The sequence below is a fragment of the Pseudomonas sp. IT-93MI4 genome (genome assembly GCF_949767635.1).
Taxonomy (GTDB): Bacteria; Pseudomonadota; Gammaproteobacteria; order Pseudomonadales; family Pseudomonadaceae; genus Aquipseudomonas; species Aquipseudomonas putida_A.
Genome location: NZ_CATKPP010000009.1, coordinates 1 through 26966 on the forward strand (window position 1 = coordinate 1; position 26966 = coordinate 26966).

General features: G+C 61.8%; 9 protein-coding genes. 2 read left to right on the forward strand and 7 right to left on the reverse strand.

What is annotated here, in order from left to right:
* Nucleotides 1-168: 168 nt before the first annotated feature.
* The 5 genes from ACM6I7_RS06425 to ACM6I7_RS06445 form a co-directional block, all read right to left on the reverse strand.
* Nucleotides 169-636 carry an SRPBCC family protein gene (locus tag ACM6I7_RS06425; RefSeq protein ID WP_333991847.1) on the reverse strand — a complete coding sequence of 156 codons (468 nt, stop codon included), beginning with the start codon at nt 634-636 and terminating at the stop codon, nt 169-171.
* A 24-nt stretch (nt 637-660) separates the two neighbouring features.
* A complete protein-coding gene (locus ACM6I7_RS06430) occupies nt 661-4053 on the reverse strand; it encodes an amino acid adenylation domain-containing protein (protein WP_414888184.1) in 3393 nt (1130 codons plus the stop codon).
* A 13-nt stretch (nt 4054-4066) separates the two neighbouring features.
* On the reverse strand, nt 4067-4996 hold the full coding sequence (locus tag ACM6I7_RS06435; RefSeq protein WP_414888185.1) for a diiron oxygenase: 930 nt from the start codon (nt 4994-4996) through the stop codon (nt 4067-4069).
* On the reverse strand, nt 4993-5769 hold the full coding sequence (locus ACM6I7_RS06440) for a DUF3050 domain-containing protein (protein WP_346650815.1): 777 nt from the start codon (nt 5767-5769) through the stop codon (nt 4993-4995). The genes ACM6I7_RS06435 and ACM6I7_RS06440 overlap by 4 nt, the downstream gene beginning before the upstream one ends.
* Nucleotides 5770-6537: 768 nt before the next feature.
* Nucleotides 6538-7248: a GntR family transcriptional regulator gene (locus ACM6I7_RS06445; protein ID WP_027611110.1), complete on the reverse strand. Its 711-nt coding sequence runs from the start codon at nt 7246-7248 to the stop codon at nt 6538-6540.
* Nucleotides 7249-7444: 196 nt separating this feature from the next.
* On the opposite strand from ACM6I7_RS06445, the gene lapG reads away from it, so the two are divergent.
* Together lapG and lapD are read left to right on the forward strand one after the other, a co-directional pair.
* Nucleotides 7445-8137 (forward strand): cysteine protease LapG, encoded by a 693-nt coding sequence (gene lapG, locus ACM6I7_RS06450; protein ID WP_007962016.1) that lies wholly within the window; start codon nt 7445-7447, stop codon nt 8135-8137.
* Between the two features lie 14 nt (nt 8138-8151).
* Nucleotides 8152-10098, forward strand: a complete 1947-nt coding sequence (gene lapD, locus ACM6I7_RS06455) for a cyclic di-GMP receptor LapD (RefSeq protein ID WP_414888186.1) — start codon at nt 8152-8154, stop codon at nt 10096-10098.
* Nucleotides 10099-10225: 127 nt separating this feature from the next.
* On the opposite strand, the gene ACM6I7_RS06460 is transcribed toward lapD, so the two are convergent.
* Both ACM6I7_RS06460 and ACM6I7_RS06465 read right to left on the reverse strand, forming a co-directional pair.
* Nucleotides 10226-10564 (reverse strand): hypothetical protein, encoded by a 339-nt coding sequence (locus ACM6I7_RS06460; protein WP_027611112.1) that lies wholly within the window; start codon nt 10562-10564, stop codon nt 10226-10228.
* Between the two features lie 147 nt (nt 10565-10711).
* Nucleotides 10712-26947, reverse strand: coding sequence for a LapA family giant adhesin (locus ACM6I7_RS06465; protein WP_414888187.1), 16236 nt, complete (start codon nt 26945-26947; stop codon nt 10712-10714).
* Nucleotides 26948-26966 lie beyond the last annotated feature (19 nt).

Sequence of the window (26966 nt, forward strand, 5' to 3'; positions counted from 1 at the left end):
GGGGCCAGAGTAGAAAGGTGGATGGCAGCTTTGCTCCCACTCGTGCTTCAAGCACCGCGGACTCACAGCTTGCCATCCACCCCTCTCACCCCAGAGTTTATCCCCTTACTCAGACACAAGCGGGCTTGCTCGCGAAGGCGGTAGTTCAGTCACCGCCAAACTGAAGCCTTAGACAAACAGCTTCAACACATTCCCCATCGCATCATCGGCAAACCCCTGCACGAAATCCTTGAACCCCGGCAGCGCTTCCTCCCCACCTGAAGCCGGCTCGGCAATGATCGTCCAGGTCGCCCGCGACTTCCCCGCTCCCAATGATTCCACGTTCATCGCTGCCCACAAATTCGCCACACCCAAGGTGTTGTAGATCGTGGTCCAGGTCATGGCCCGTGCCTGCTCATCGCGTGAGTTGAGTTGCTCGACCACCACGTTGCCGTCCTTGAAGAACTTCTTGCGCAGCGACGACACGCCGTCGCCGGTCATGTCGATGTGCGACAGCGCCGGGATGAAGCGGTCGAAGCCAGCGAAATTGCCGACCACCGCCCAGACCTGCGCCGCGTCCGCCGGCACTTCCACCGACGACACAACGTGGCAGCCGTGCGGGTTTTTGATCAGGGTGTCGGGTTGCAGATTGCTCATGGTGTTGCTCCTTTTTTGGATGAATCAGATGAAGTTAATTTCTTTCAGGTAATCGCAGCCGCGACGCAGCAGCGCCGGGGATTTTTCCGGGTAGTGCGCGCCCATCTGTTGCACGCCGGCTTCAGCGTTGGCGTGGCCGATCAGGGAGATGTCGCCGATGTCCTCCTCGAAGCCGTTGAGGTAGAAACCGAGCACGCCGAACAGCGCGTTGTCGGCGTCGACCCGGCCCAGTTGCTGCTGCCAGTCGGCGACGCTGACCAGCGAGAACTCGCTGCCGGTTTCGCGGAACGAAGCGACGTAGGCATCCCAACTCAGCGGTTCGGGGTTGTGCAGGTTGAACACCGCACGCTCGGTCAAATAACGGCTGGCGTGGAAGGCGATGAAGCGGGCGAGAAAGTCCACCGGCATCAGGTCGAAATTCAGCGCGAAGGCCGGTACCTGACCGAGCTGGATCGAGCCCTTGAGCATCAGCATCAAACGGTTTTTGTGCGGCTGGCAGACGCCGCTCAGGCTGTTGAAACTGATGTTGCCGGGGCGATACAGGTTGACCCACACCCCACGCTCGCGCGCCCGTTCAAGGATGCGTTCGCCGACCCACTTCGACAGGTTGTAGCCGTTGCGGATGTAGATTGGCGGGGTCGGTGCGGCGGGCAATTCGAGCACTCGGCCTTCGCCGTCGACGGTGCTGGAAGCGGACAGCGTCGAGACAAAGTTGAAGACCTTTTTGCTGCGCCCTTCACACAGGCGCAGCAGCTCGAAAATCGGCTCGACGTTATCCGCGGCCAGCGACTCGTAATCGAGCACGTGATTGACGTTGGCGGCGTTGTGCACCAGCGCGCCGAACTCGCGATCCAGGCGCTGATAATCGTCGTCGGCCAGGCCAAGTTGCGGGCGGGTGAGGTCCGCGGAGTAGATCCGCACCCGGCTCAAATCGAGATGCTCGAGACGGTTCTCACGCAGCGCCTGAGCAAAACGCTGCGCCGCCGTTTGCCCGCCACCGTCGCGCACCAGACACGCCACTTCGCTGGCGCCCCAACCGAGCAGCGCTTCGACGATGTGCACGCCGACAAAGCTGTTGGCGCCGGTGACGATCACCTTGTGCACATCGCCCAGGCGACTGATCGGCAGCGGTTCGATGTTCAGCGGGCGCTCGGCGTCGGCCATGGCCTGGGCGCTGAGCACTGCGCTGTCATCGGTACCGCGCACCAGCGTTGCAAGTTTGATGATGGTCGGCAATTCGATGAAGCGGTTGATCGAGATGCTGCGCCCGAACTCCTCACGCAAGCGCAGTAACATCCGCGACAGCAGAATCGAATGCCCACCGAGATTGAAGAAGCTTTCGTCGGTGGAAATATCGCTGCTCGGCAGCTCCAGCAGTTCCGCCCAGATCTCCAGCAGCAACGCTTCGTCAGCGTTGGCCGGCAGGCATTTCGGACCGCTGTCCTGCACGCTCACCGGCAGCTCCAGCAATGCCTTGCGATCGACCTTGCCGTTGCTGGCGAACGGCATCCGTGCCAGTTCAGTCCATGCCACCGGTTGCATGTAGTCCGGCAGAAACTGCTGGGCATGCGCCTTCAACAGATCGCGGGCAGCGTCCGACTGCGGCTGCGCAAGGAACGCCAGAATCCGCCGCTGACTGTCGATCACCACCGCCACCTGGCGGTACAACTGGCTCTCGCGCAGGCAGCGTTCGATCTCTTCCGGCTCGACCCGGAAACCGCGAATCTTCACCTGATTGTCGCGCCGTCCGCACAGCTCGATACCGTGTTCGCCCCACTTGGCCATGTCGCCACTGCGATAGGCCCGCAAGGTTTCGCCGTGCGGCAGTTGCAGGGTCAGATAGCGCTCGGCGGTCTGCTGCGGATTGTTCAAGTAACCGAGGCAAACGCCGGGGCCGACGATGAACAATTCGCCGACGGTGTTCTCCGGCACCGGTTGCAACTCGTCATCGAGAATCAGCACCTGACTGTTGGCAATCGGTGCGCCAAGAGTGCGGTTGCTGTCACCCGGTTTGAGCTGGCGAGCGGTAATCAGCACCGTGGCCTCGGTGGGGCCGTAGAGGTTGTGCAGCTTGCCCTGGCGGGTCAATTGCTCGATGACGAATGGCTCGCAGACGTCGCCGCCGGTCATCACTTCCACGCCTTGCAGTTGCTCCAGCGGCAGGATGCTCAGCAGCGCTGGCGGCAGAAACGCGTGGGTCAGTTGCCGGCGGCGGATCAGCGCCACCAGTTGCAGTGGATCGCGGCGCTGGGTGTCGTCGGGCACCACCAGTTCGGCGCCCTGCAGCAGTGTCGGAAAGATATCGATCAGCGACGAGTCGAAGCTCAGCGAAGAGAACTGCAGAACTCGGCTTTCGGCGCGCAACTGCACGTAATCGGCGTACCACGCGGTGAAGTGCGCGAGGTTCGCCTGGCTCAGCAGCACGCCCTTTGGATGGCCGGTGGTGCCGGAGGTGTAGAGCGCCATGCACGGTGCTTCAAGCGTCGGCCGTTGACGCATCAACGGCAGGTCGAGATCGGCGTCGGCACTGTCGATATGACTGACATCCAATCCGGGCATCGACTCACCGAGCGGATGCTCGCCGTCGTGCAGCAACAACACCGCGCCGGCGTTTTGCAGGATGTATTGCTGGCGCTGCAACGGATGGCTCGGCTCAAGCGGCAGATACACTGCGCCACTGCCGAGCACCGCCAGAATCGAGGCGAACAGCGCCGGGCTTTTCGGCTGGCAGATACCCACGATCCACGGCTGCGGATGCTGCTCTAGCAGTGGCTGCAGACGTTGCTGGATCGCACGGCTGTGCGCGTGCAACTGGCGGTAGCTGAGCGAGTGCTCGGCCAGGTGCAGCGCCGGTCGCTCGGCGTGTTCGATCAGGCTGCGTTGCAGGCGTTCGATCAACGGCGTCTGCGCCTGTTGCAACAATGCCGGATGCGTCGTGGCGTTGAGGCGATGGACGTAAGCCAGACTGTCGAGAAACGACAGGTCCTCCACCTGTTCGAAGTACGGCGCGGTAACTGGCAATGCCTGCTGAAAATACTCGGCATCGCGGGAGAAACGGCTGACCAGCAGCGCGACTTCGTCGACCACCTGCGTCAGCACTCGCTGGCGCAGTGCTTGACCATTGCCGGACGGCTCATCGCCAATCGGCACACGGCTGATCATTGACGAGCCGAGGAAGCACAGCAGGTCGAGCGTCGGTAAACCGCCAAGGCGCTGCGCAGCGATACCGAGGCGCAGATGCAAGTGCGGGATGGCGCAGAAATCACCGGCGCCGATGAAGCCATCGTCGATGATCAGGTCTACCGGCGATTGCGCCGCGCCGCTGCGCCGCAAGGAGTGACCGTGTTGTTCGAGTTCCTGCGCCAGGTCGGTCATGGCCTGGCTGGCGCCAATCAATAAAATGTCGAGACGTCTCATGTCGGCCTCCTCATCAAACCAGATAGTCACGCAGGGCGTGCTGCACGCACGGCGTGTCGAGCAGCGAGCTGTTGTGGAAAAAGCGCACGATGTTGCCCACCAGCGGATGGTGGCGATTGATCGGGAAGGCCAGCCCGGCCATTTCGTCCTTGAGCGAGTGGCGGATCGCATCACTGACCGGCAAGGCGTCGATCAGGCGCAGATCGAAGGACTTCTGGATGTCGTTGGTCAGGTAATGGCCGATGAACACCGGCAGGATCTGCGCGATGGTTTCCCGGTCCGCGTCATTGGCGGTGTGCCAATAGATGCGCACCATGCGCGCCCAGAAACTGGAGTGCCGGCCCTCGTCGAGCAGGTGATCGGCCATCAGCCCTTTGATCGACGGCTTGACCGTGTCGTCCCGGGCGAATGCGGCGACGTCACCAGTCACGGTGTTCTCGGCGATGGCCACGCAGATCAGTTCCACCGCGCTGCGCAGGTGCTCGGGCGCCAGTGCCACAGCGGCAGGAATTGCCCGGCTCAGTTCGATTTCAGCGGGCAGTTCGATCGGTTCGATGCCGGTCATGGCCACGGTCTGCTGCATGAAGTCCATCGCCACCAGTGCGTGGTAATCCTCGTCCACCACCACCGTCATGGCGTCGTAGCGACAGGCGAACGGGAAGGGTACGGCGAAGTGATTCTTGGCGATGGCGCGGGCGGTCTGGTCGACGATTTCGGTTTCGAAAATCACCACGTCGTTGATGAATTTGTACAGCGTCTGCACCAGGGCGAAATCACGCTGCTGCGGGCATTCGCGCAGGAAGGTTTCGCTGAGCACCAGGGGCTGGCGGCTCAGCGGATAGATCAGGCGCTCATCGTCTTCCAGAACACGCCGTGGCCGGGTGCGGATAGTGGCGCGGGTTTCCCAGGCGTCGGCGAAGGATTGGTAGTCGGCGGCGTTCATCGGGCCACCTCCGCCAAGGGCTCGCGCATGCTCAGACGCAGGCCGTCCCACAGGGCGATGCGGCTATCCACCGCCGCGATGGCGCTGGCGTAGACTTCGGCCTCACGCTGCGGATCACCGTCGACCAGGCGCTCCAGCAGTTGCTCTGCCGCCGGGCCGTGATCTTCGGAGTCGACCTCGATGTGGCGCTCCAGGTAATAGCGAAAGGTGGGTGCCTGTTCGATGCCGATCCCCCAGTCATCGAGGATGCGCTGGAACATCGTCGGGATCACGCTCTCACGGCCATGCAGGAACGCGGCAGCGACGCTGTGGCCTGGCGCATGCAGCGCTGTGTTCAGCGTCTCGCGCACAAATTTCGCCGCTGCCGGATCAACCTCAACGCTTTGCAGGGCGACGTCGTAACTCACGCCTTCCTGTTGCAGCGCGACAAACCGTTCGACCGCCGTGGTGCTCGCACCGACTTCGCGCATCGCGTCCAGGTACAGTTCGAAATGGCTGTAATGGCCGTGGGCGGGACGATCATCCGACTCTTCGCCAAGCACGATCTCGTTGATCAGCCGCGCAGCATGCGGATCGCGTGGCGGTAACCATGGCAGCCGTGTACAGGTCAGTTCCTGTTGCAGGCGCTTGGTCAACGACATGAAATCCCACACGGCGAAGACGTGGGATTCCATGAACCGGCGCAGTACCGATAACGAATCGATCTCGGTAAAGATCGGGTGAACGCTCAATTGCGCTTTTTTCAGGGCGAGTTGTTCTTTAGTTGGCATCATGGCGAACCTCGGTGTTATTGGAATAGAGGGATTGCTCGTTCAGTGCATCAACACGGACTTGATAAGTTTGAAATGTTTTCTATTCGCGAACGCGGGCCTCATTCGGATTAATGAAAGTTTGCAAAGTGCATGAAAGGCTCTCGGCCAGGCGTTGGTGAATATTTACCAAGGCTATTGGCTGACTGCAGAGCTGCGCCGTGTTTGCGGGGGTAACCCTGCTCGGCGAGGAAAAGCTAATACATCGTCAAATAACTTAACAAGTTTATTTTGAATTATTTTTAGTTGTATGTTTTTCAAGTATGAGTCGGCCCGGTAAAACTTTTTGTTTAAGTTTTACTTGGGCGTAGTTGCTCCTTTCGGCAAATAATGGCCAAAATTGAAGACAAGAGTGAATGCCTCACTCAAAGCAACTTCAAGAAGCGGAAATTGAATGTGATGTATAGGAATGAAAGTGGGCCGGAAACGGCGCCGTAACTTCCCTTTTTCCCGTGGCAAGGCTCCTTCCGTAGGTTCCTGGTGCGGGGACTGCGCCGGCGGTGCGGCGCGTCGCCCGTTCTTCATGGGGTGGCCGTTAAAGAGTGCGGGTAAATTGGCGGGACGGCTATGACCGATTCGTCCGCGCCGAGCCGCAATGGCGGGCTTGCGAGCGCTGGGAGGTTAGAGCGAACACGCGGATCCGCCACCAGGTTTGCGGAGGATCGGGGAGAGGATTTGTAAGCGGGTTATTCGCCGGTCAGGCGCGAAGGCCTGAGACCGGCGTGAAGGGTGTCAGCGCACGGCCTTGCGGTTTTGTCCGGCGGGACTGGCGAGGAACCGGGTGATCACGTCGACGCCACGGTTGAGGTGATGTGTGAGCAACTTCACCGACAGCTCGACATCGCGCTCGATCACGGCCTGGAGCATGGCGCGGTGATCTTCCTGGGAGAGTTTGCCCAGGCCCATGGCTTCGAGATTGAAACGCAGGAAGCGCTCCTCCTCGTTGAGGCCGTCTTCGACCAGCCGCAGCAGACGCTTATTCGGTGCCTTGCTGTACAGGGCCATGTGGAACAGACGGTTGAGCCGACCGATTTCGCTGTAGTCGTGCTGGGTTTCGAGTTCTTCGATATAGCCGGCGGCAAGCGCGTGATCGGCGCTGGTCAGCAACGGGATCGACTGGCGCATGGCTTCGGATTCGAGAAGGATCCGCAACTCGTAGGTTTCGGTGGCGTCGCCCTGGATCAGCGGCGCTACAACGGCGCCCTTGTGGGTGGTGACGCTCAGCAGTTCCTGCGCTTCGAGCTGGCGCAGAGCCTCGCGCACCGGCATGCGGCTGACCCCGAACAGGTCGGCCAGATCCTGCTGGCGCAGGGCGGTGCCGCACGGCAAGCGACCGTCAAGGATCGCCGAGCGCAGGGTTTCTTCGATGATCGAGCGGGCAAGGTGTGCGGGAATCGGCCCATCGACTTTGATGCTGTGCAGCGGTTTGGGCTTCTGTGTCACAACTACTCACCCTGAATGACGACGGAATTTGGATCCAAAGACACTAGTGATTGCTCTACAGGTTGTCAAACCATGTAAAGGATTGCTGTCCTCTGTGAAGTTTAGCGCGATGGCGATGATCTCATGGTGCCATTGTTTTTTGCCGGGCTAAGCTTCACCATCAAACGCTTTCCTTCCTGCCCCCTGGAAACCTGCTGTGGCGGTACGTTTCGCGATCCCCCGGACTCTGCGCTGGCTAGGCTGCGCACTGTTGCTGGCCGGCGTCATGCTGGGCGGCCTGCATGCCGATTGGGATTTTTCCGCGATCAGCCGCAAGGCTACGGCGCTCTACGGCCCGTTGGGTGCCGGGCAGCAGCGGATCGATGCCTGGCAAAACCTGCTGGCCACGCAGAAACAGGTCAGCGAGATGGAAAAGCTGAAAGTGGTGAACCTGTTTTTCAACAAACAGGTGCGTTATGTAGAAGATATCGATCTGTGGGGGCAGGTCGATTATTGGGAGACGCCCATCGAAGCGTTGTGGAAAGGCGCCGGCGATTGCGAAGACTACGCGATCGCCAAGTATTTCAGCCTGCGCCATCTCGGGGTCTCCAGTGACAAGCTGCGCATCACCTACGTCAAGGCACTGCGCCAGAATCGCGCACACATGGTGCTGACTTACTACGCCACCCCCGATGCCATGCCGCTGGTGCTCGACAGCCTGATCGATCCGATTCAGCCTGCGTCCCAGCGAACCGATTTGCTGCCGGTCTACTCTTTCAATGCTGAAGGTCTGTACCTGCCGGGAGCCAAGGGCAACAAGAAGGTCGGTGACACCAAACGCCTGTCGCGCTGGCAGGATGTGCTGAAGAAAATGCAGGCCGAAGGTTTCCCGGTCGAAACGACTAACTAGGAGCACGCGCTCAGATGTCTTTGTTCAAACAGCTGTTGATCGCTATCTGTCTGTTCCTGGTGGTCGCCTTCACCGGCAGCTTCATGGTCAGTCTGGAGAGCTCGCGCACCCAGTACGTCAACCAGCTGCGCTCACATGCCCAGGACGCCGCCACGGCGCTGGCGTTGTCGCTGACGCCGAATATCGACGACCCGGCGATGGTCGAGCTGCTGGTCAGCTCGATTTTCGACAGCGGCTATTACGCGAGCATCCGCGTGGTCGATCTCAAGACCGACCAGACCATTGTCGAGCGCAGCGGGATTCCGGCAGTCAGCAATGTGCCTGACTGGTTCGTCAAACTGATCGGCCTGGAGCCGGCCGGTGGCGACGCGCTGGTCAGCCGTGGCTGGGAGCAGGCGGCGCGGGTCGAGGTGGTCAGCCACCCGATGTTTGCCGTGGCCAAACTGTGGCAGAGCGCGTTGGGCAGCCTCGGCTGGCTGCTGCTGTGTGGCGCGGTCAGTGCAGTGCTCGGCGCGCTGCTGCTGCGCCGGCAATTGCGCCCGCTGGATTACATGGTCAAACAGTCCCACGCCATCGCCCGCCGCGAATTCCTCAGCCTGCCGGAGTTGCCGCGTACCCCTGAACTGCGGCGCGTGGTGCAGGCGATGAACCAGATGGTGGAGAAGCTCAAGGCGTTGTTCCAGGAGCAGGCCGAGCGCAGCGAAAAACTGCGTGCCGAGTCTTATCAGGACAACCTCACGGGGCTGGCCAACCGGCGCTATTTCGAGATGCAGCTGCACAATCGGGTGAGCAACCCCGAGCAGGCCAGTTCCGGTTACCTGCTGTTGTTGCGGGTCAAGGATCTGGCCGGGCTCAATCAGCGTCTGGGCGGTCAGCGCACCGATGAATTGTTGAAAGCCGTCGGCGAGCAACTGTCCCGCGAATGCGCCAAATACCCGGAAACCCAAAACCTCGTCACCCGGATTCGCGGCGGTGAATTCGCCGTGCTGGCACCGGGACTGGTGCGCGAAGAAGCGCTGCAACTGGCGCAGAATCTCGACAGCGCATTGAGCAGCCTGCATGCCACTGGCGCAACCGATGTGCCGGCCGTGGCCTCCATCGGCCTCGCTCCGTTTGCTCACGGCGATTCACCGCAAGCGGTACTGACCCTGGGCGATCAGGCGCTGGCGCAGGCCGAGGGACAGGGCGAGCAGAACTGGGCGTGCATCGATCAGAGCCTGGTGGCGGACGTCGGTGACGATCACCATGCCTGGCATCGCTTGCTCAATCAGGCACTGAATCAGCAGCGTTTCGAGCTGTACTTCCAACCGGTGGTGGCCGCTCAGGACACGCAATTGGTGCTGCATTACAAAGTGCTTTCGCGCTTGCTGGATGAACAGGGCCAGACCATCCCGGCCGGGCGTTTCCTGCCGTGGCTCGAGCGTTTTGGCTGGACCGCGCGACTGGACCGTCTGATGCTCGAACGCGTGCTGGAGCAGATGAAAGGGCACGAAGATTCGCTGGCGCTGAACCTGTCTTCGGCAACCCTGGCCGATCCACAAGCGCTGAACAAAGTGTTCGAGATTCTGCGCGCACACTCCGACCTCGGCGAGCGCCTGACGCTGGAGATCGGCGAGGAGCAATTGCCGGAGCAAGCGGTGCTGGAGCAGTTGACCCGGCGCCTGCGTGAACTCGGTTTCTCTCTGAGTCTGCAGCGCTTTGGTGGACGCTTCAGCATGATCGGCAACCTGGCGCGGCTGGGGCTGGCGTACCTGAAGATCGATGGCAGTTACATTCGCGCGATCGATCAGGAGAGCGACAAGCGCCTGTTCATCGAGGCGATCCAGCGTGCGGCGCACAGCATCGACCTGCCATTGATTGCCGAGCGGGTGGAGACCGAGGGTGAGTTGTCGGTGATTCGCGAGATGGGCTTGTATGGGGTGCAGGGACAGTTGTTTGGTGAGCCCAAACCCTGGAGCTAAACTTTTAGTGCAGCGGTGTCAGTGATGCTGTCTTCGCGAGCAGGCTCGCTCCCACATTGGAATGCATTTCAAATGTGGGAGCGAGCCTGCTCGCGAAGGGGCCAGATCATTCAACGAATATGCGGGATCAGATAAGCCCACCTTCATCATCATCGATCAACTGGCTCAACCCGCCCAACGCCTCACGCGCCTGGGTGCGGTCCATCAACTTGGCCTGCGCCGCCGGCGGCAGGTCGGTGACGCGGATCACGCCTTTCTGGGTCAACACCTGAATCAGGTCGTCGAGTACCCGAATCATTTCCAGGTCGCTCTGCTTGAGCTGTTTCAGGCTGGTTTCCACCACTTCATTGGCGAACCAGGCCTGGATTTCATGGCTGTCGGCCGGCAGCGTTTCCGTGGCCTCGGCGTAGGCCGCGGCTTCCACGCGAATCAACAGACCTTGCGCATCGCGTTGCACGTAAAACATTGAGCATCCCTCAGAAAGATCCAGCGTCATGCTGTCAGCAGCATAGGCCAACTGCGCGCGAGTATGCGGGGTGGCGACGAAATCGTCACCGCCGAGTTAGCCGCAAACGTGACGGCCGCCCCAAGGGGCGGCCGTTTTGTTCACGCATCAGCTGTTGTTGTGGTCGACCTTGATGGTCGGATCGCTGCCGGCAATCAGGTTGTGAATGTTGGCGCTCGACCAGTTGTTACCTTCCAGTTTGATCGTCACGTCCGGCGTGGCGGCTGCCGCGTCGCCGGAGTTGAACTTGCCCGCCGAGCTGACTTGCAGCGACGACGTGCCATCAACCGTGGTGATCTTCAGGAAGTTGTCGATGGTGCTGCCGGTTTCACCCTGCAACAGATCGCGCAGGTCGATGCGGTCACCTTCGTTGGCGTTGAAGTCCTTGATCACGTCATTGCCGGTGTCGCCTGCTTTCCAGACGAAGGTGTCGGCACCGGAACCACCGATCAGGATATCGTTGCCCTGGCCACCGATCAGCGTGTCGTTGCCGGTGCCGCCGAGCAGGATGTCATTGCCCTTGCCGCCGTCGAGCAGGTCGTTGCCGCCCGAGCCGAACAGGATGTCATTGCCTGCGCCACCCAGCAGCGTGTCGTTGCCGTCATGTGCGCCGGACACATCGAACGCCTGATAGTGCTCGGTGATGTACTGGTGCACGTTGCTGGTGGTGACCTTGCTGACGTCGACCCCGGTCTGCTGCGCCACGAACGCCTGCATCGCCTGATAACCCTCGCCGGCAATGCCGTTGAAGCTCACCAGGTCGCCGAACAGGATGTCGTTGCCGTCGCCACCGCTGACGGTGTCGTTGCCCGGCATCGTCGCTTCGGTGTGGCCGATGATCGAGTTGGCCAGATCCTTCGGATCGATGTTGGTCTGCGGCGAGTGATCCGAGTCATACGGTTTCAGGTCGTTGAGGCTGACACCGCTGTTGATACCGATGGCTTCGACATTCGAAAGGCCGCTGAGCAAGGCGAAGCTGCTGGTCGAGTTGTCTGTGGTGGCCGAGCTGGTGCTGCTGCCGCTGCCCGCCAGGCTCGACAGCTCATAGGTACCATCACCCTGAGCGTGAACCGTGCCCAGGTTGGTGGTGGTCCAGCCACGGCCAGTGTAGGTCTGCAACTGGGCATAACCGCTGGCGGTGATGCTCAGGTAATGCGTGTTGTCGATGTACGTGCTGAAGGTATCGCCCAGCTTGTAGTTGCTGGTTGTCACCACACTGTCGAACTTCACGTTGCCGTACAGCGTCGGGTTGGTCTGCTCGCCGCTCTGGTAGTAGGTCGGCTGGCCGTCGGTGATGAAGTAGGTGAGGTTCTTCGCCCCGGTGTTGGCCAGCGCTTCCGTGCTCTGGAAGAAGTTGGCCGTGGTCTTGAACACGTCCTCGTAGTTGGTGCCGCCGCCGGACGCCATCGAGTCGAGCACGGCTTTGAGCTTGGTCAGCGCGTTCGGGTCGTTGAGGTTCACCGACACCGACTTGTTGACCTGGGTATCGAAGTCCGCCAGGAAGATGTTCACCGTGCCCGAGTTGCTGCCGCCCAGGCTCTGCTTGAGGGTGTTGAACACCGATGTCAGCGAGTCCTTGGCCGCGTTGATCGACGAGGTGCTCATGCTGCCCGAGCTGTCGACCATGAACGCGATGTTGTAGTTGGTGCCCGGCACCACGGTCAGACCACCGATGTCGGCGACCATGATGTCGTTGCCATCGGTACCGTTGAAGGTGTCGTCGCCAGAGGTACCAACCACCGCGTTGTACACCGCGGGCACCACGGTGACCGGAATCGTAGCGGTGCTGCTGGCCGAACCGCCGACCATTTCAGTGGAGGTCGAGGTCACGGTCAGGTTGAACTGGCCGTTGTAGTAGGTCGGCGGGGTTACGGTCAGGCTGCCCAGGTTCCAGCCGGTGACGTTGGCTTCGCCGTTGCTCGCGGTGACTGTGAAGGTGTGACCGTTGCCGTCGGAGAGAACCGAGCCGACCGGCGCGCCGCTGATCTTCACGCTCAGGGTTTCCGAGCCGTCGGTGTCGGTCAGCGCGGTGTTGATCGCCGACAGTTTCACCGTGGTGCCTTCGGCGCCGGTGTTGAGCTTGTAGCCGTCGTAATAGCCTTCGCCGTTTGTGCCGTGCAGATCGGAGACAGTCACACCGGAATTCACCAGATCCTGCACCCCGGTGTAGATCGGCACGCCGGCGCTGCTCAGGTCGATTGGCGTGCTGCCGTTGACCGACAGGTTCACGTCATAGCTGCCCGGGCCGCTCTGGTTGTGGTGGTAGATGTCCAGGGTGTAGTAGCCGCTGGTGGTCGGGGTGAACGAACCGCTGATCGCACCGCCCGCGCCCCAGGTACCCGACGCCACGCTCTTGCCGCCAATGGTGATCAGCAGGCTGTCGTCAGCCACGCCGCTGAAGCTGTAGGTCTTGCCGGCTTCCAGATAGATCAGGCCCGAGGTCTTCGACGCGGTACCGGCGGTTACGCTGCCGTCGGACTGCACGTTATTCACGTTGGTGCTGGAGTTCGGGGTGCCGGCGCCGTCGATCACGTTTTTCAACGTGGTCGAGTCAGCGCCGTTGCCGCTGGTGCCCAGGCCCGACAGGCCGGTCCAGACTTCCTTGACCAGCCCGGTGGACTTCACGCTGTTGTCGGCCACGCTCACGGTCGGCGCATCCGCCACTGGCGTGATGTCGATCTTCACGGTGCCGGTGTTGCCCAGCAGTTGGCCGTCGGTTGGCTGGAACTTGATCTGTGCGTAGTCGGCCTGGTTGTTGCCCATACCGGTGCCGCCGTAACCGTTGACCCCCGACTCGTTGGCATCCGGCATGAAGCGCAATTTGCCAGCGTCGATGTCAGCCTTGCTGAAGGTCTGGTTGTTGGCGACGTCTTTCCAGGTCGAACCGTCCAGATACTGCAGTTTGCCTTCGCCCGGCAGCTGGGTGATTTTGATGCCCAGGCTGCTGGCCGGACTGTCGACGTCGGTCACGCCGAAGGTCGACCAGCCGAGGATCAGCGGGGTGTCTTCGGTGCCGGTGACGTTGACCGGAGCCGCAACTGGCGCATCGTTGACCGCCACCACGTTGACCGTGGTGGTCGCGGTGTTGGAGTAGTTGCCGCCATCGGTCACGGTCACGGTGATGATCCGCGGCACGGTGCTCGGGTCTTCACTGCTGTTGGTGAAGGTGATGTTTTTGATGGCCTGCATGTAGTCGGCGAGCGTCGCGTTACCCGACAAGGTCAGGGTCACGGTGCCATTGGTGCTGTTGGCATTGATCGTGATGCCGTTGACGCTGTTGCCGAGGTTCAGCGCGTCGCCGTCCTGACGGTTGGTCAGCACGATGGTCGCGCCGGTCAGCATCGTGCTGTCCGGGTCGGTGATCGTCAGGTCAGTGTCGGCAATCGACACGCCGGCGCCCGGGGTGTTTTCGGTGAACGTCACCTTGTAGTCGGCACCGGTGGCGCCGCTGGAGTTGTTGGCATCCAGGTCGATGACCGGTGGCGCATCGTTATCGATGATCGAGGTGCTGACGCTGCCGTTGGTGCTGCTGACGGCCAGGTTCTCGAAGTTGCCGCCGGTGGCCGAGTCGATCTTGACCACGAAGTTCTCGGTGCCTTCGGTGATCTTGTCATCGATGGTCGCGACGTTGAACTGCGCGCTGCTGGCGCCCGCCGGGATCTTCACGGTGTACACGCCAGTGAAGTCCGAACCGTCGGCAGCGGTGCCGCTGTAGACGATCTTCAGGGTCACGTCGGTTTGCGCCGGGTGCGTCAGGCTGACGGTGTAGCTGGCGGTCTGGCCTTCGGTCACCGAGGTGCTGCCGGTGATGCTGACGGTGGTGGTGTCGATGGTATCGGCGACGTTGGTCACGGCCGGTGTCGTGCTCGGTACCAGGTTCTCGAAGTTGCCACCGCTGGCGTTGGTGATGGTCGCCTGCACGCTGCCGGCGTCTTTGTAGACGTCGTCAGCCGGAGCCGGAACGGTCACGGTGCCAGTGGTTTTGCCGGCGTCGATGGTGATCACCGAGCCGTTGCTCAGGGTCACGGTTACCGGGGAACCGGCAGCGTTGCTCAGGGTTGCGGTGTAGGTGATCTGGCCGCCCTCGTTCACCGCCGGGGTCGCGCTCAGCGACAGGCTGGTGGTGTCGACAGTGTCGGTCACGGTGGTGCTGACCGGGGTTTTGTCGGCTACGAGGTTTTCGTAGTTGCCGCCGCTGACGTTGGTGATCGCATTGGTCAACGGTGCGTGGCCGGTCAACACGTCGTTCGGCGCAGTGGTGGTCACGGTGCCGGTGGTTTTGCCGATGTCGATGGTGATGGTCTGGCCGTTGGACAGGCTTACGGTCACTGGCGAACCGGTGACCGGAGCGCCGACAGTGGCGGTGTAGGTGACAGTGCCACCCTCGGCCACGGTGCCAGTGGCGGTAAGTTTCACGCCAGTGGTGTCGATGGTGTCGGTGACGCTGGTTACGGCTGGCGTGGTGCTTGGCACCAGGTTTTCGAAGCTGCCACCTGTCGCCGACTTGATGGTCGCCTGCACGGTGCCGGCGTCTTTGTAGACGTCGTCGGCTGGGGCAGGAACGGTCACGGTGCCGGTGGTTTTGCCGGCGTCGATGGTGATCACGGCGCCGTTGCTCAACGTTACGGTCACTGGGGAACCCGCGGCGTTGGTCAGGGTCGCGGTGTAAACGATCGAGCCACCTTCGGCCACGGTGCCGGTCGCGGACAACGACAGATTGGTGGTGTCGACGGTGTCGGTCACGGTGGTGCTGACCGGGGTTTTGTCGGCCACCAGGTTTTCGTAGTTGCCGCCGCTCACGTTGGTGATTGCGTTGGTCAACGGCGCGTGACCGGTCAGCGCATCGTTCGGTGCGGTGGTGGTTACGGTGCCGGTGGTTTTGCCGATGTCGATGGTGATGGTCTGGCCATTGGACAGAGTCACCACGACTGGCGAACCAGTGACTGGCGCGCCGACGGTGGCGGTGTAGACGACGTTGCCGCCTTCAGCCGCTGTACCGGTGGCAGACAACTTCACGGTAGTGGTGTCGATGGTATCGGTGACGCTGGTCACCGCCGGTACGGTGCTTGGTACCAGGTTTTCGAAGTTGCCGCCGCTGGCATTGGTGATGGTTGCCTGCACGGTGCCGGCGTCTTTGTAGACGTCATCAGCCGGGGCAGGAACGGTCACGGTGCCAGTGGTTTTACCGGCGTCGATGGTGATCACTGCGCCGTTGCTCAGGGTCACGGTCACTGGCGAACCCGCGGCGTTGGTCAGGGTGGCGGTGTAAATGATCGAACCGCCCTCGGCGACCGTATTAGTGGCGCTCAGGGACAGGTTGGTGGTGTCGACAGTGTCGGTCACGGTGGTGCTGACCGGGGTCTTGTCGGCCACAAGGTTTTCGTAGTTGCCGCCGTTCACGTTAGTGATCGAGTTGGTCAACGGCGCGTGGCCGGTCAGCGCATCGTTCGGTGCGATGCTGGTCACGGTGCCGGTGGTTTTGCCGATGTCGATGGTGATGGTCTGACCGTTGGCCAGGGTCACGATGACAGGCGAGCCGGTAACTGGCGCACCAACGGTAGCGGTGTAAGTGACTGTGCCACCTTCGGCCACGGTGCCCGTGGCGGTGAGTTTCACGCCAGTGGTATCGATGGTGTCGGTGACGTTGGTCACTGCTGGCGTGGTGCTTGGTACCAGGTTCTCGAAGCTGCCACCGGTCGCGGTTTTGATCGTTGCCTGAACAGTGCCGGCGTCTTTGTAGACGTCGTCGGCCGGGGCAGGGACGGTGACGGTACCGGTGGTTTTACCGGCGTCGATGGTGATGACTGCACCGTTGCTCAGCGTCACGGTCACTGGCGAACCAGCGGCGTTGGTCAGCGTTGCGGTGTAAACAATCGAGCCACCCTCGGCCACGGTGCCGGTCGCGCTCAGGGACAGGTTGGTGGTGTCGATGGTGTCGGTCACGGTGGTGCTGACCGGAGTCTTGTCGGCGACGAGGTTCTCGTAGTTGCCGCCGCTGACGTTGGTGATGGCGTTGGTCAGTGGCGCATGACCGGTCAACACGTCGTTCGGTGCGGTGGTGGTCACGGTGCCGGTGGTTTTGCCGACTTCGATGGTGATGTTCTGGCCGTTGGCCAGAGTCACGGTCACTGGCGAACCGGTTACCGGTGCACCAACGGTCGCGGTGTAGGTGACGGTACCACCTTCAGCAGCAGACTCGGTCGCGGTCAGTTTGACCGTGGTGGTGTCGATGGTGTCGGTGACGCTGGTCACGGCCGGGGTGTTGCTGGTCACCAGGTTTTCGAAATTGCCGCCAGTCGCGGTCTTGATCGTGGCCTCAACGGTGCCGGCGTCTTTGTAGACGTCATCCGCTGGAGCCGGAACGGTCACGGTGCCGGTGGTTTTGCCCGCGTCGATGGTGATCACGGCGCCGTTGCTCAACGTCACGGTAACCGGCGAACCGGCAGCGTTGGTCAGCGTCGCGGTGTAAACGATCGAGCCGCCTTCGGCCACGGTACCGGTCGCGGACAGCGACAGGTTGGTGGTGTCGACGGTATCGGTAACCGTGGTATTGACCGGGGTCTTGTCGGCAACGAGGTTTTCGTAGTTGCCACCGCTGACGTTGGTGATCGCGTTGGTCAGCGGCGCGTGGCCGGTCAGCGCATCGTTCGGTGCGGTGGTAGTGACGGTGCCGGTGGTTTTACCCACTTCGATAGTGATGTTCTGACCGTTGGCCAGAGTGACGGTCACCGGCGAACCAGTTACCGGTGCACCGACGGTTGCGGTGTAGGTGACGGTGCCACCCTCAGCCGCAGACTCGGTCGCGGTCAGTTTGACCGTGGTGGTGTCGATGGTGTCGGCGACCTGAGTCACAGCCGGCATGGTGCTCGGTACCAGGTTTTCGAAGTTGCCACCGGTAGCGTTGGTGATCGTTGCCTGAACGGTGCCGGCGTCTTTGTACACGTCATCGGCAGGTGCCGGAACGGTCACGGTGCCAGTGGTTTTACCGGCTTCGATGGTGATCACGGCGCCGTTCGACAGAGTCACGGTGACTGGCGAGCCAGCCGCATTGGTCAGGGTCGCGGTGTAGATGATCGAACCACCCTCGGCGACCGAGTTGGTTGCGCTCAGCGACAGGTTGGTGGTGTCGACAGTGTCGGTAACGGTTGTGCTGACCGGCGCTTTGTCGGCGACCAGGTTTTCGTAGTTACCGCCGCTCACATTGGTGATCGCGTTGGTCAAAGGCGCATGACCGGTCAGCGCATCGTTCGGTGCGATGGTGGTTACGGTGCCGGTGGTTTTACCCACTTCGATAGTGATGCTCTGACCGTTGGCCAGTGTCACAACGACCGGCGAACCGGTCACAGGCGCACCGACAGTGGCGGTGTAAGTGACGGTGCCACCTTCCGCAGCAGTATCGGTCGCGGTCAGCTTGACCGTGGTGGTATCGATGGTGTCGGTGACCTGAGTCACAGCCGGCACGGTGCTCGGTACCAGGTTCTCGAAGTTGCCACCGGTAGCGCTGGAAATGGTTGCTTCGACTTTACCCGTGTCCTTGTACACGTCGTCAGCCGGAGCTGGAACGGTCACGGTGCCGGTGGTTTTGCCAGCCTCGATGGTGATCACGGCGCCGTTGCTCAACGTCACGGTGACTGGCGAGCCAGCGGCGTTGGTCAGGGTCGCGGTGTAAACGATCGAGCCACCTTCGGCCACGGTACCGGTCGCGGACAGCGACAGGTTGGTGGTGTCGACGGTGTCGGTGACGTTAGTGCTGACCGGGGTTTTGTCAGCCACGAGGTTTTCGTAATTGCCACCGGTGACGTCGGTGATCGCGTTGGTCAGAGGAGCATGACCGGTCAATGCATCATTAGGCGCAGTGGTAGTCACGGTGCCAGTGGTTTTACCCACCTCAATGGTGATGTTTTGACCGTTTGCCAAGGTCACGACCACAGGCGAACCGGTCACTGGCGCGCCGACGGTTGCGGTATAGGTGACGGTGCCGCCTTCGGCCACTGAGGTATCGGCAGTCAGTTTGACGGTCGAGGTGTCGATCGTGTCGGTGACTTCGGTGACAGCCGGCACGGTACTTGGCACCAGGTTTTCGAAGTTGCCACCGGTGGCGGTGGAAATGGTTGCTTCGACTTTGCCCGCGTCTTTGTAGACGTCGTCCGCCGGAGCTGGAACAGTCACGGTGCCGGTGGTTTTGCCGGCCTCGATGGTGATGACAGCGCCGTTGCTCAGCGTCACGGTAACTGGCGAGCCAGCGGCGTTGGTCAGGGTTGCTGTGTAAACGATCGAACCGCCCTCGGCGACCGAATTGGTAGCGCTGAGCGACAGGTTGGTGGTGTCGACGGTGTCAGTCACGGTGGTGCTGACTGGCGTTTTGTCGGCCACCAGATTCTCGTAGTTACCGCCAGTCACGCCGGTGATCGCGTTGGTCAGAGGAGCATGACCGGTTAACGCATCGTTCGGTGCGGTGGTGGTGACCGTACCGGTGGTCTTGCCGACTTCGATGGTGATGTTCTGACCGTTGGCCAAGGTTACGACCACAGGCGAGCCGGTTACCGGAGCACCGACGGTGGCGGTGTAGGTGACGGTGCCACCTTCCGCAGCGGATTCAGTCGCCGTCAGTTTGACCGTGGTGGTGTCGATGGTGTCGGTAACGTTGGTGACGGCCGGCACAGTGCTCGGTACCAGATTTTCAAAGTTGCCACCGGTAGCGCTGGAGATGGTCGCTTCGACTTTGCCGGCATCTTTGTACACGTCATCGGCTGGCGCCGGAACGGTCACGGTGCCAGAGGTTTTACCGGCCTCGATGGTGATCACCGCGCCGTTGGACAGGGTCACGGTGACTGGCGAACCAGCGGCGTTGGTCAGGGTTGCGGTGTAGACGATCGAGCCACCCTCGGCCACGGTGCCGGTCGCACTGAGCGACAGATTGGTGGTGTCGACGGTGTCGGTGACATTGGTCGACACCGGCGTTTTATCCGCCACGAGGTTTTCGTAGTTACCGCCGCTCACGTCGGTGATGGCGTTGGTCAGCGGCGCGTGGCCGGTCAACGCATCGTTCGGCGCAGTGGTAGTCACGGTGCCAGTGGTTTTACCCACTTCGATGGTGATGTTCTGACCGTTGGCCAAGGTCACCACGACCGGCGAGCCAGTCACTGGCGCACCGACAGTCGCGGTGTAAGTGACGGTGCCACCTTCCGCAGCCGATTCGGTCGCGGTCAGTTTGACCGTGGTGGTATCGATGGTGTCGGTCACGTTGGTGACGGCCGGAACGGTGCTAGGCACCAGGTTCTCGAAGTTGCCACCGGTAGCGCTGGAAATGGTTGCTTCGACTTTACCCGCGTCTTTGTACACGTCGTCAGCCGGAGCTGGAACGGTTACGGTGCCCGACGTTTTACCGGCTTCGATGGTGATCACCGCGCCGTTGGACAGGGTCACGGTCACCGGCGTCCCGGCCGGATTGGTCAGGGTCGCGGTGTAAACAATCGAACCACCCTCGGCCACCGAGTCGCTGGCGGTCAGGTTCAGGTTGGTGGTGTCGACGGTGTCCGACACCGAGGTGTTCGCCGGTGTCTTGTCGGCCACCAGGTTCTCATAGTTGCCGCCGGCAACCTTGTCGATGGCGACGCTCAGCGAGCTGCCGCCCGCCAATGGGCTGTTCGGCGCAACGAAATTCACGCTGCCGGTGGTCTCACCGACGGCGATGGTGATGGTCTGGCCGTTGGACAGAGTGACCACAACTGGCGAGCCGGTTACCGGTGCGGTCACGCTCGCGGTGTAGACCACGGTCTCGCCTTCGGCGACGTTGGCGGTGGCGGTCAACGACACGGTGGAGGTGTCGATGGTGTCGTTGACGGTGGTCACCGCCGGAGTGTTGCTGGTCACCAGGTTTTCGAAGTCGCCACCGGTCGCGCCCTTGATGGTCGCTTCAACGGTGCCGGCGTCCTTGTAGACGTCATCCTTCGGCGCATCGACGGTCACGGTGCCGGTAGTTTTGCCGGCGTCGATGGTGATCACCGCGCCATTGCTCAAGGTCACGGTCACCGGAGTGCCGGCGGCGTTGGTCAGGGTGGCGGTGTAGGTGATCTGCCCGCCTTCGTTCACCGCCGGGGTCGCGCTCAGCGACAGGTTGGTGGTGTCGACGGTGTCGGTCACGGTGGTGCTGACCGGCGTTTTGTCGGCGACGAGGTTTTCGTAGTTGCCGCCGCTGACATTGGTGATCGAGTTGTTCAGCGGCTCATGACCGTTCAGCGCATCGTTCGGAGCGGTGGTCGTCACGGTGCCGGTGGTCTTGCCGATGTCGATGGTGATGGTCTGACCGTTGGCCAGGGTCACAACAACAGGTGCGCCAGTCACTGGAGCGCCAACAGTCGCGGTGTAAGTGACAGTGCCGCCTTCAGCCACCGAAGTATCGGCGGTCAGCTTCACGGTCGAGGTATCGATGGTGTCGGTGACTTCGGTAACGGCTGGAACGGTGCTCGGCACCAGGTTCTCGAAGTTGCCGCCCGCAGCATCCTTGATCGTGACTTCGACCTTGCCGGCGTCTTTGTAGACGTCATCGGCAGGTGCTGGAACGGTCACGGTGCCGGTGGTTTTACCCGCGTCGATGGTGATCACGGCGCCGTTGCTCAGGGTCACGGTGACCGGCGAGCCGGCAGCATTGGTCAACGTCGCGGTGTAAACGATCGAACCGCCCTCAGCCACGGTACCGGTCGCGCTCAGCGACAGGTTGGTGGTGTCGACGGTATCGGTCACGGTGGTGCTGACCGGGGTTTTGTCGGCAACCAGATTCTCGTAGTTGCCGCCGCTCACGTCGGTGATGGCGTTAGTCAGCGGCGCATGACCGTTCAACGCATCGTTCGGTGCGGTGGTGGTCACGGTGCCGGTGGTCTTGCCGACTTCGATGGTGATGTTCTGACCGTTGGCCAGGGTCACGACCACAGGCGAGCCGGTTACCGGAGCACCGACAGTGGCGGTGTAGGTGACGGTGCCACCTTCAGCAGCGGACTCGGTTGCGGTCAGTTTCACCGACGTGGTGTCGATGGTGTCAGTGACTTCAGTCACTGCCGGAACAGTGCTCGGAACGAGGTTCTCGAAGTTGCCGCCGGTTGCACCGTTGATGGTGACTTCGACTTTGCCGGCATCTTTGTAGACGTCATCGGCAGGCGCTGGAACGGTCACGGTGCCGGTAGTTTTACCGGCTTCGATAGTGATCACCGAGCCGTTGCTCAGGGTCACGGTGACTGGCGAGCCGGCAGCGTTGGTCAGGGTCGCGGTGTAGGTGATCGAACCACCCTCGGCGACCGAGTTGGTGGCGCTGAGCGACAGATTCGTCGTGTCCACGGTATCAGTGACGGTGGTGCTGACCGGGGTTTTGTCAGCGACCAGATTTTCGTAGTTGCCACCGGTGACGCCGGTAATCGAGTTGGTCAGCGGTTCGTGACCGTTCAGCGCATCGTTTGGCGCAGTGGTGGTCACGGTGCCGGTGGTTTTGCCGACTTCGATGGTGATGTTCTGACCGTTGGCCAGGGTCACGACCACAGGCGAGCCGGTGACTGGTGCGCCAACGGTAGCGGTGTAGGTGACGGTGCCACCTTCAGCGACCGAAGTATCGGCCGTGAGTTTCACGGTCGAGGTGTCAATGGTGTCGGTGACTTCGGTGACGGCTGGAACCGTGCTCGGCACCAGGTTCTCGAAATTGCCGCCTGCGGCGTCTTTGATCGTGACTTCAACCTTGCCAGCGTCCTTGTAGACGTCATCGGCTGGCGCTGGAACGGTCACGGTGCCGGTAGTTTTACCCGCTTCAATGGTGATCACCGAGCCGTTCGACAGGGTCACGGTCACCGGCGTACCGGCCGGATTGGTCAAGGTCGCGGTGTAAACGATCGAACCACCTTCGGCAACGGAGCCAGTGGCGCTCAACGTCAGGTCGGTGGTGTCGACGGTGTCGGTAACGGTGGTCGAAACCGGAGTTTTGTCAGCGACCAGATTTTCGTAGTTGCCACCGGTGACGCCGGTAATCGAGTTGGTCAGCGGTTCGTGACCGTTCAGCGCATCGTTTGGCGCGGTGGTGGTCACGGTGCCGGTGGTTTTGCCCACTTCGATGGTGATGTTCTGACCATTGGCCAAGGTCACCACGACTGGCGAACCGGTGACCGGTGCGCCGACGGTGGCGGTGTAAGTGACAGTCCCGCCTTCAGCGACCGAAGTGTCGGCGGTGAGTTTGACCGTCGACGTATCGATGGTATCGGTAACTTCGGTAACAGCCGGAACGGTGCTCGGCACCAGGTTCTCGAAATTGCCGCCTGCGGCGTCTTTGATCGTGACTTCAACCTTGCCAGCGTCTTTGTAAACGTCATCGGCTGGTGCTGGAACGGTCACGGTGCCGGTAGTTTTACCGGCTTCGATAGTGATGACGGAGCCATTGCTCAGGGTCACGGTGACTGGTGTGCCCGCTGGATTGGTCAAGGTCGCGGTGTAGACGATCGAACCGCCTTCAGCGACGGAACCGGTGGCGCTCAACGTCAGGTTGGTGGTGTCGACGGTGTCGGTGATGGTGGTGCTGACAGGGGTTTTGTCGGCCACGAGGTTTTCGTAGTTGCCGCCCGTTACGGCGGTAATCGAGTTGCTCAGCGGCTCATGACCATTCAACGCATCATTTGGCGCGGTGGTGGTTACGGTGCCAGTGGTTTTGCCGACTTCGATGGTGATGTTCTGACCATTGGCCAGGGTCACCACGACTGGCGAACCGGTCACTGGTGCGCCAACGGTCGCGGTATAGGTGACGGTGCCACCTTCAGCCACCGAGGTATCGGCGGTCAGCTTGACGGTCGAGGTGTCGATGGTGTCAGTCACTTCAGTGACCGCAGGGACGGTGCTCGGCACCAGGTTCTCGAAATTGCCGCCGGTTGTTCCGGTGATGCTGACCTCAACCTTGCCGGCATCTTTGTAGACGTCATCGGCTGGCGCCGGAACGGTCACGGTGCCGGTGGTTTTACCTGCTTCGATGGTGATCACCGAGCCATTGCTCAGGGTCACGGTTACCGGAGTACCGGCCGGATTGGTCAGGGTTGCGGTGTAGACGATCGAACCGCCTTCCGCCACGGTGCCGGTCGCAGTCAGCGACAGGTTGGTGGTGTCGACGGTGTCGGTGACGCTGGTCGAAACCGGGGTTTTATCCGCTACAAGATTCTCGTAGTTGCCGCCGCTCACGTCAGTGATCGCGTTGGTCAGTGGCTCGTGACCGTTCAATGCATCGTTTGGCGCAGTGGTGGTGACGGTGCCGGTGGTTTTACCCACTTCGATGGTGATGGTCTGGCCGTTTGCCAACGTGACGGTCACTGGCGAACCGGTTACCGGGGCCCCGACAGTCGCGGTGTAGGTGACGGTGCCGCCCTCGACCACCGAGGTATCAGCGGTCAGTTTGACGGTCGAAGTATCGATGGTGTCAGTGACTTCGGTGACAGCTGGAACGGTGCTCGGCACCAGGTTCTCGAAATTGCCACCCGTGGTGCCGGTGATGCTGACTTCCACTTTGCCGGCGTCTTTATAGACGTCATCGGCTGGGGCCGGAACGGTCACGGTACCGGTGGTCTTACCGGCCTCGATGGTGATGACGGAGCCATTGCTCAGGGTCACGGTCACCGGGGTGCCGGCCGGGTTGGTCAGGGTCGCGGTGTAGACAATCGAACCGCCTTCAGCGACGGAGCCAGTGGCACTCAGCGAGAGGTTGGTAGTGTCGACGGTATCAGTCACGGTGGTGCTGACCGGCGTCTTGTCGGCGACCAGATTCTCGTAGTTGCCACCGCTCACGCCAGTGATCGAGTTGCTCAGCGGCGCCTGGCCGTTGAGCACGTCGTTCGGTGCGGTGGTGGTCACGGTGCCAGTGGTTTTACCCACTTCGATGGTGATGGACTGACCGTTGGCCAGAGTCACGACAACCGGCGAGCCAGTCACAGGCGCACCAACGGTCGCGGTGTAAGTGACGGTGCCACCCTCGGCGACCGAGGTGTCAGCGGACAGTTTGACCGTCGAGGTGTCGATGGTATCGGTCACTTCGGTGACCGCAGGGACAGTGCTTGGCACCAGATTTTCGAAGTTGCCGCCGGTCGCACCGTTGATGGTGACTTCGACTTTGCCAGCGTCTTTGTATACGTCATCCGCAGGCGCCGGAACCGTCACGGTGCCGGTGGTTTTACCGGCTTCGATGGTGATCACGGCGCCGTTGCTCAGGGTCACGGTGACCGGCGAGCCGGCAGCATTGGTCAACGTCGCGGTGTAAACGATCGAACCGCCCTCAGCCACGCTGCCGGTCGCGCTCAGCGACAGGTTGGTGGTGTCGACGGTGTCGGTAACGGTGGTCGAAACCGGAGTTTTATCGGCGACGAGGTTCTCGTAGTTACCGCCACTGACATTGGTGATGGCGTTGGTCAGCGGTGGGTTGCCGGTCAACGCATCGTTCGGCGCGGTGGTGGTCACGGTGCCGGTGGTTTTGCCCACTTCGATGGTGATGGTCTGACCGTTGGCCAGGGTCACGACAACTGGCGAACCGGTCACAGGTGCACCGACGGTGGCGGTGTAAGTGACGGTGCCGCCTTCAGCGACCGACGTGTCGGCGGTCAGTTTGACGGTCGAGGTATCGATGGTGTCAGTGACTTCGGTAACAGCCGGAACGGTGCTCGGCACCAGGTTCTCGAAATTGCCGCCGGTGGTGCCGGTGATGCTGACTTCGACCTTGCCGGCGTCTTTGTAGACGTCATCCGCAGGCGCGGGAACGGTCACAGTGCCGGTGGTTTTGCCGGCGTCGATGGTGATGACGGAGCCGTTGCTCAACATCACGGTCACCGGGGTACCGGCCGGGTTGGTCAGGGTGGCGGTGTAAACGATCGAGCCGCCTTCAGCGACGGTGCCGGTCGCGCTCAGCGACAGGTTGGTGGTGTCGATGGAGTCGGTGACGGTGGTGGTCGCCGGCGTGGTGTTCGGCACCAGATTCTCGAAGTTGCCGCCGGTCGCACCGGTAATCGTGGTGCTGACGGTGCCGCCGTTGTTGTAGACGTCGTTCGGCGCGGTCGGCACGTTGACCGTGCCAGTGGTCTGGCCGGCTTCGATGGTGATGGTCGAACCGTTGGACAGGGTGACGGTGACCGGGGTCTGTGCCGGGTTGGTCAGGGTCGCGGTGTAGGTGATCTGGCCACCTTCGACCACGGTACCGGTGGCGGTGAGGGTCAGGCCGGTGGTATCGCGCGAATCGACGATGTTCGTTACGGCTGGCGTCGTGTTTGGTACCAGATTCTCGAAGTTGCCACCAGTGGCACCGGTGATAGTGGTGCTGACGGTGCTGCCGTTGTTGTAGACGTCATTCGGCGCGGTTGGCACGTTGACGGTGCCTGTAGTCTGGCCGGCTTCGATGGTGATGGTCGAACCGTTGGACAGGGTGACGGTGACCGGCGTCTGTGCCGGGTTGGTCAGGGTCGCGGTGTAGGTGATCTGACCGCCTTCGGTGACGCTGTTGCCAGCAGTCAGGGTGACGGTGGTGGTGTCGATGGTGTCGGTGACCTGAGTCGTCGCCGGGGTGGTCGGCGGGGTCACGGTAATGCCGTTGCCGCCGGTGGTGCCGGTGACGGTCACGTTGATCTGGGTCGGGTCGTTATAAACGGTGTCGTTCGGTGCCAGCGGGACGTTGACGGTGCCGGTGGTGGAGCCGGCCGGAATTACGATCACCGAGCCGTTGGACAGGGTGATGGTCAGGTCGGTCAGCGGCGCCTGGGTCAGGGTCGCGGTGTACACCAGCACGCCGCCGGCTTCGGTGATGGTCGGCGTGGCGCTGAGGCTCAGAGTCGATTCACGCAGGGCGTTGGTGGTGGTGTCCGTTGTCTGGCCACCGGTGATGTTCTGCGCCGCTTGTGCGCCGGAGTTGATGCCCGCGGTCGGGAAACCGATGGTCGGGTCGACGCGGCCAGCGGTGGCGTCGAGCATCACGAAGCTATGGCCGCCGCCCGCTGCGCCGCCAGTCCCTGCGGCGGTGGCGCCGGCAGCGGTGGCTTCAAGGGCGGTGGTCGGGTCGGCACCGGCGGCGATGGCCTGCTGCAACTCGGCTACAGAAGGCGCGGCCTGCGCGGTGGCCTCGGCCAGGTCAGTGCTGGAGTCGGGCGCGTTGGCGCTCCACTGGGTTTCACGGCCCAGGTCCAGGGTGCGGCCATCCGCCAGTTCCAGCGACACGGCGCCGGAGAGGCCGGTATCGATCTGGTCGCCGACGAACAGGCGATCGCCTTCAACGAGCACGCGGCGTACACCCTCGGGGGAGACCACGAATACCTGACCGACAATGCTTTTGACGATGGCAACAACACTGCTCATTGAAGACTCTCCGGGTGTC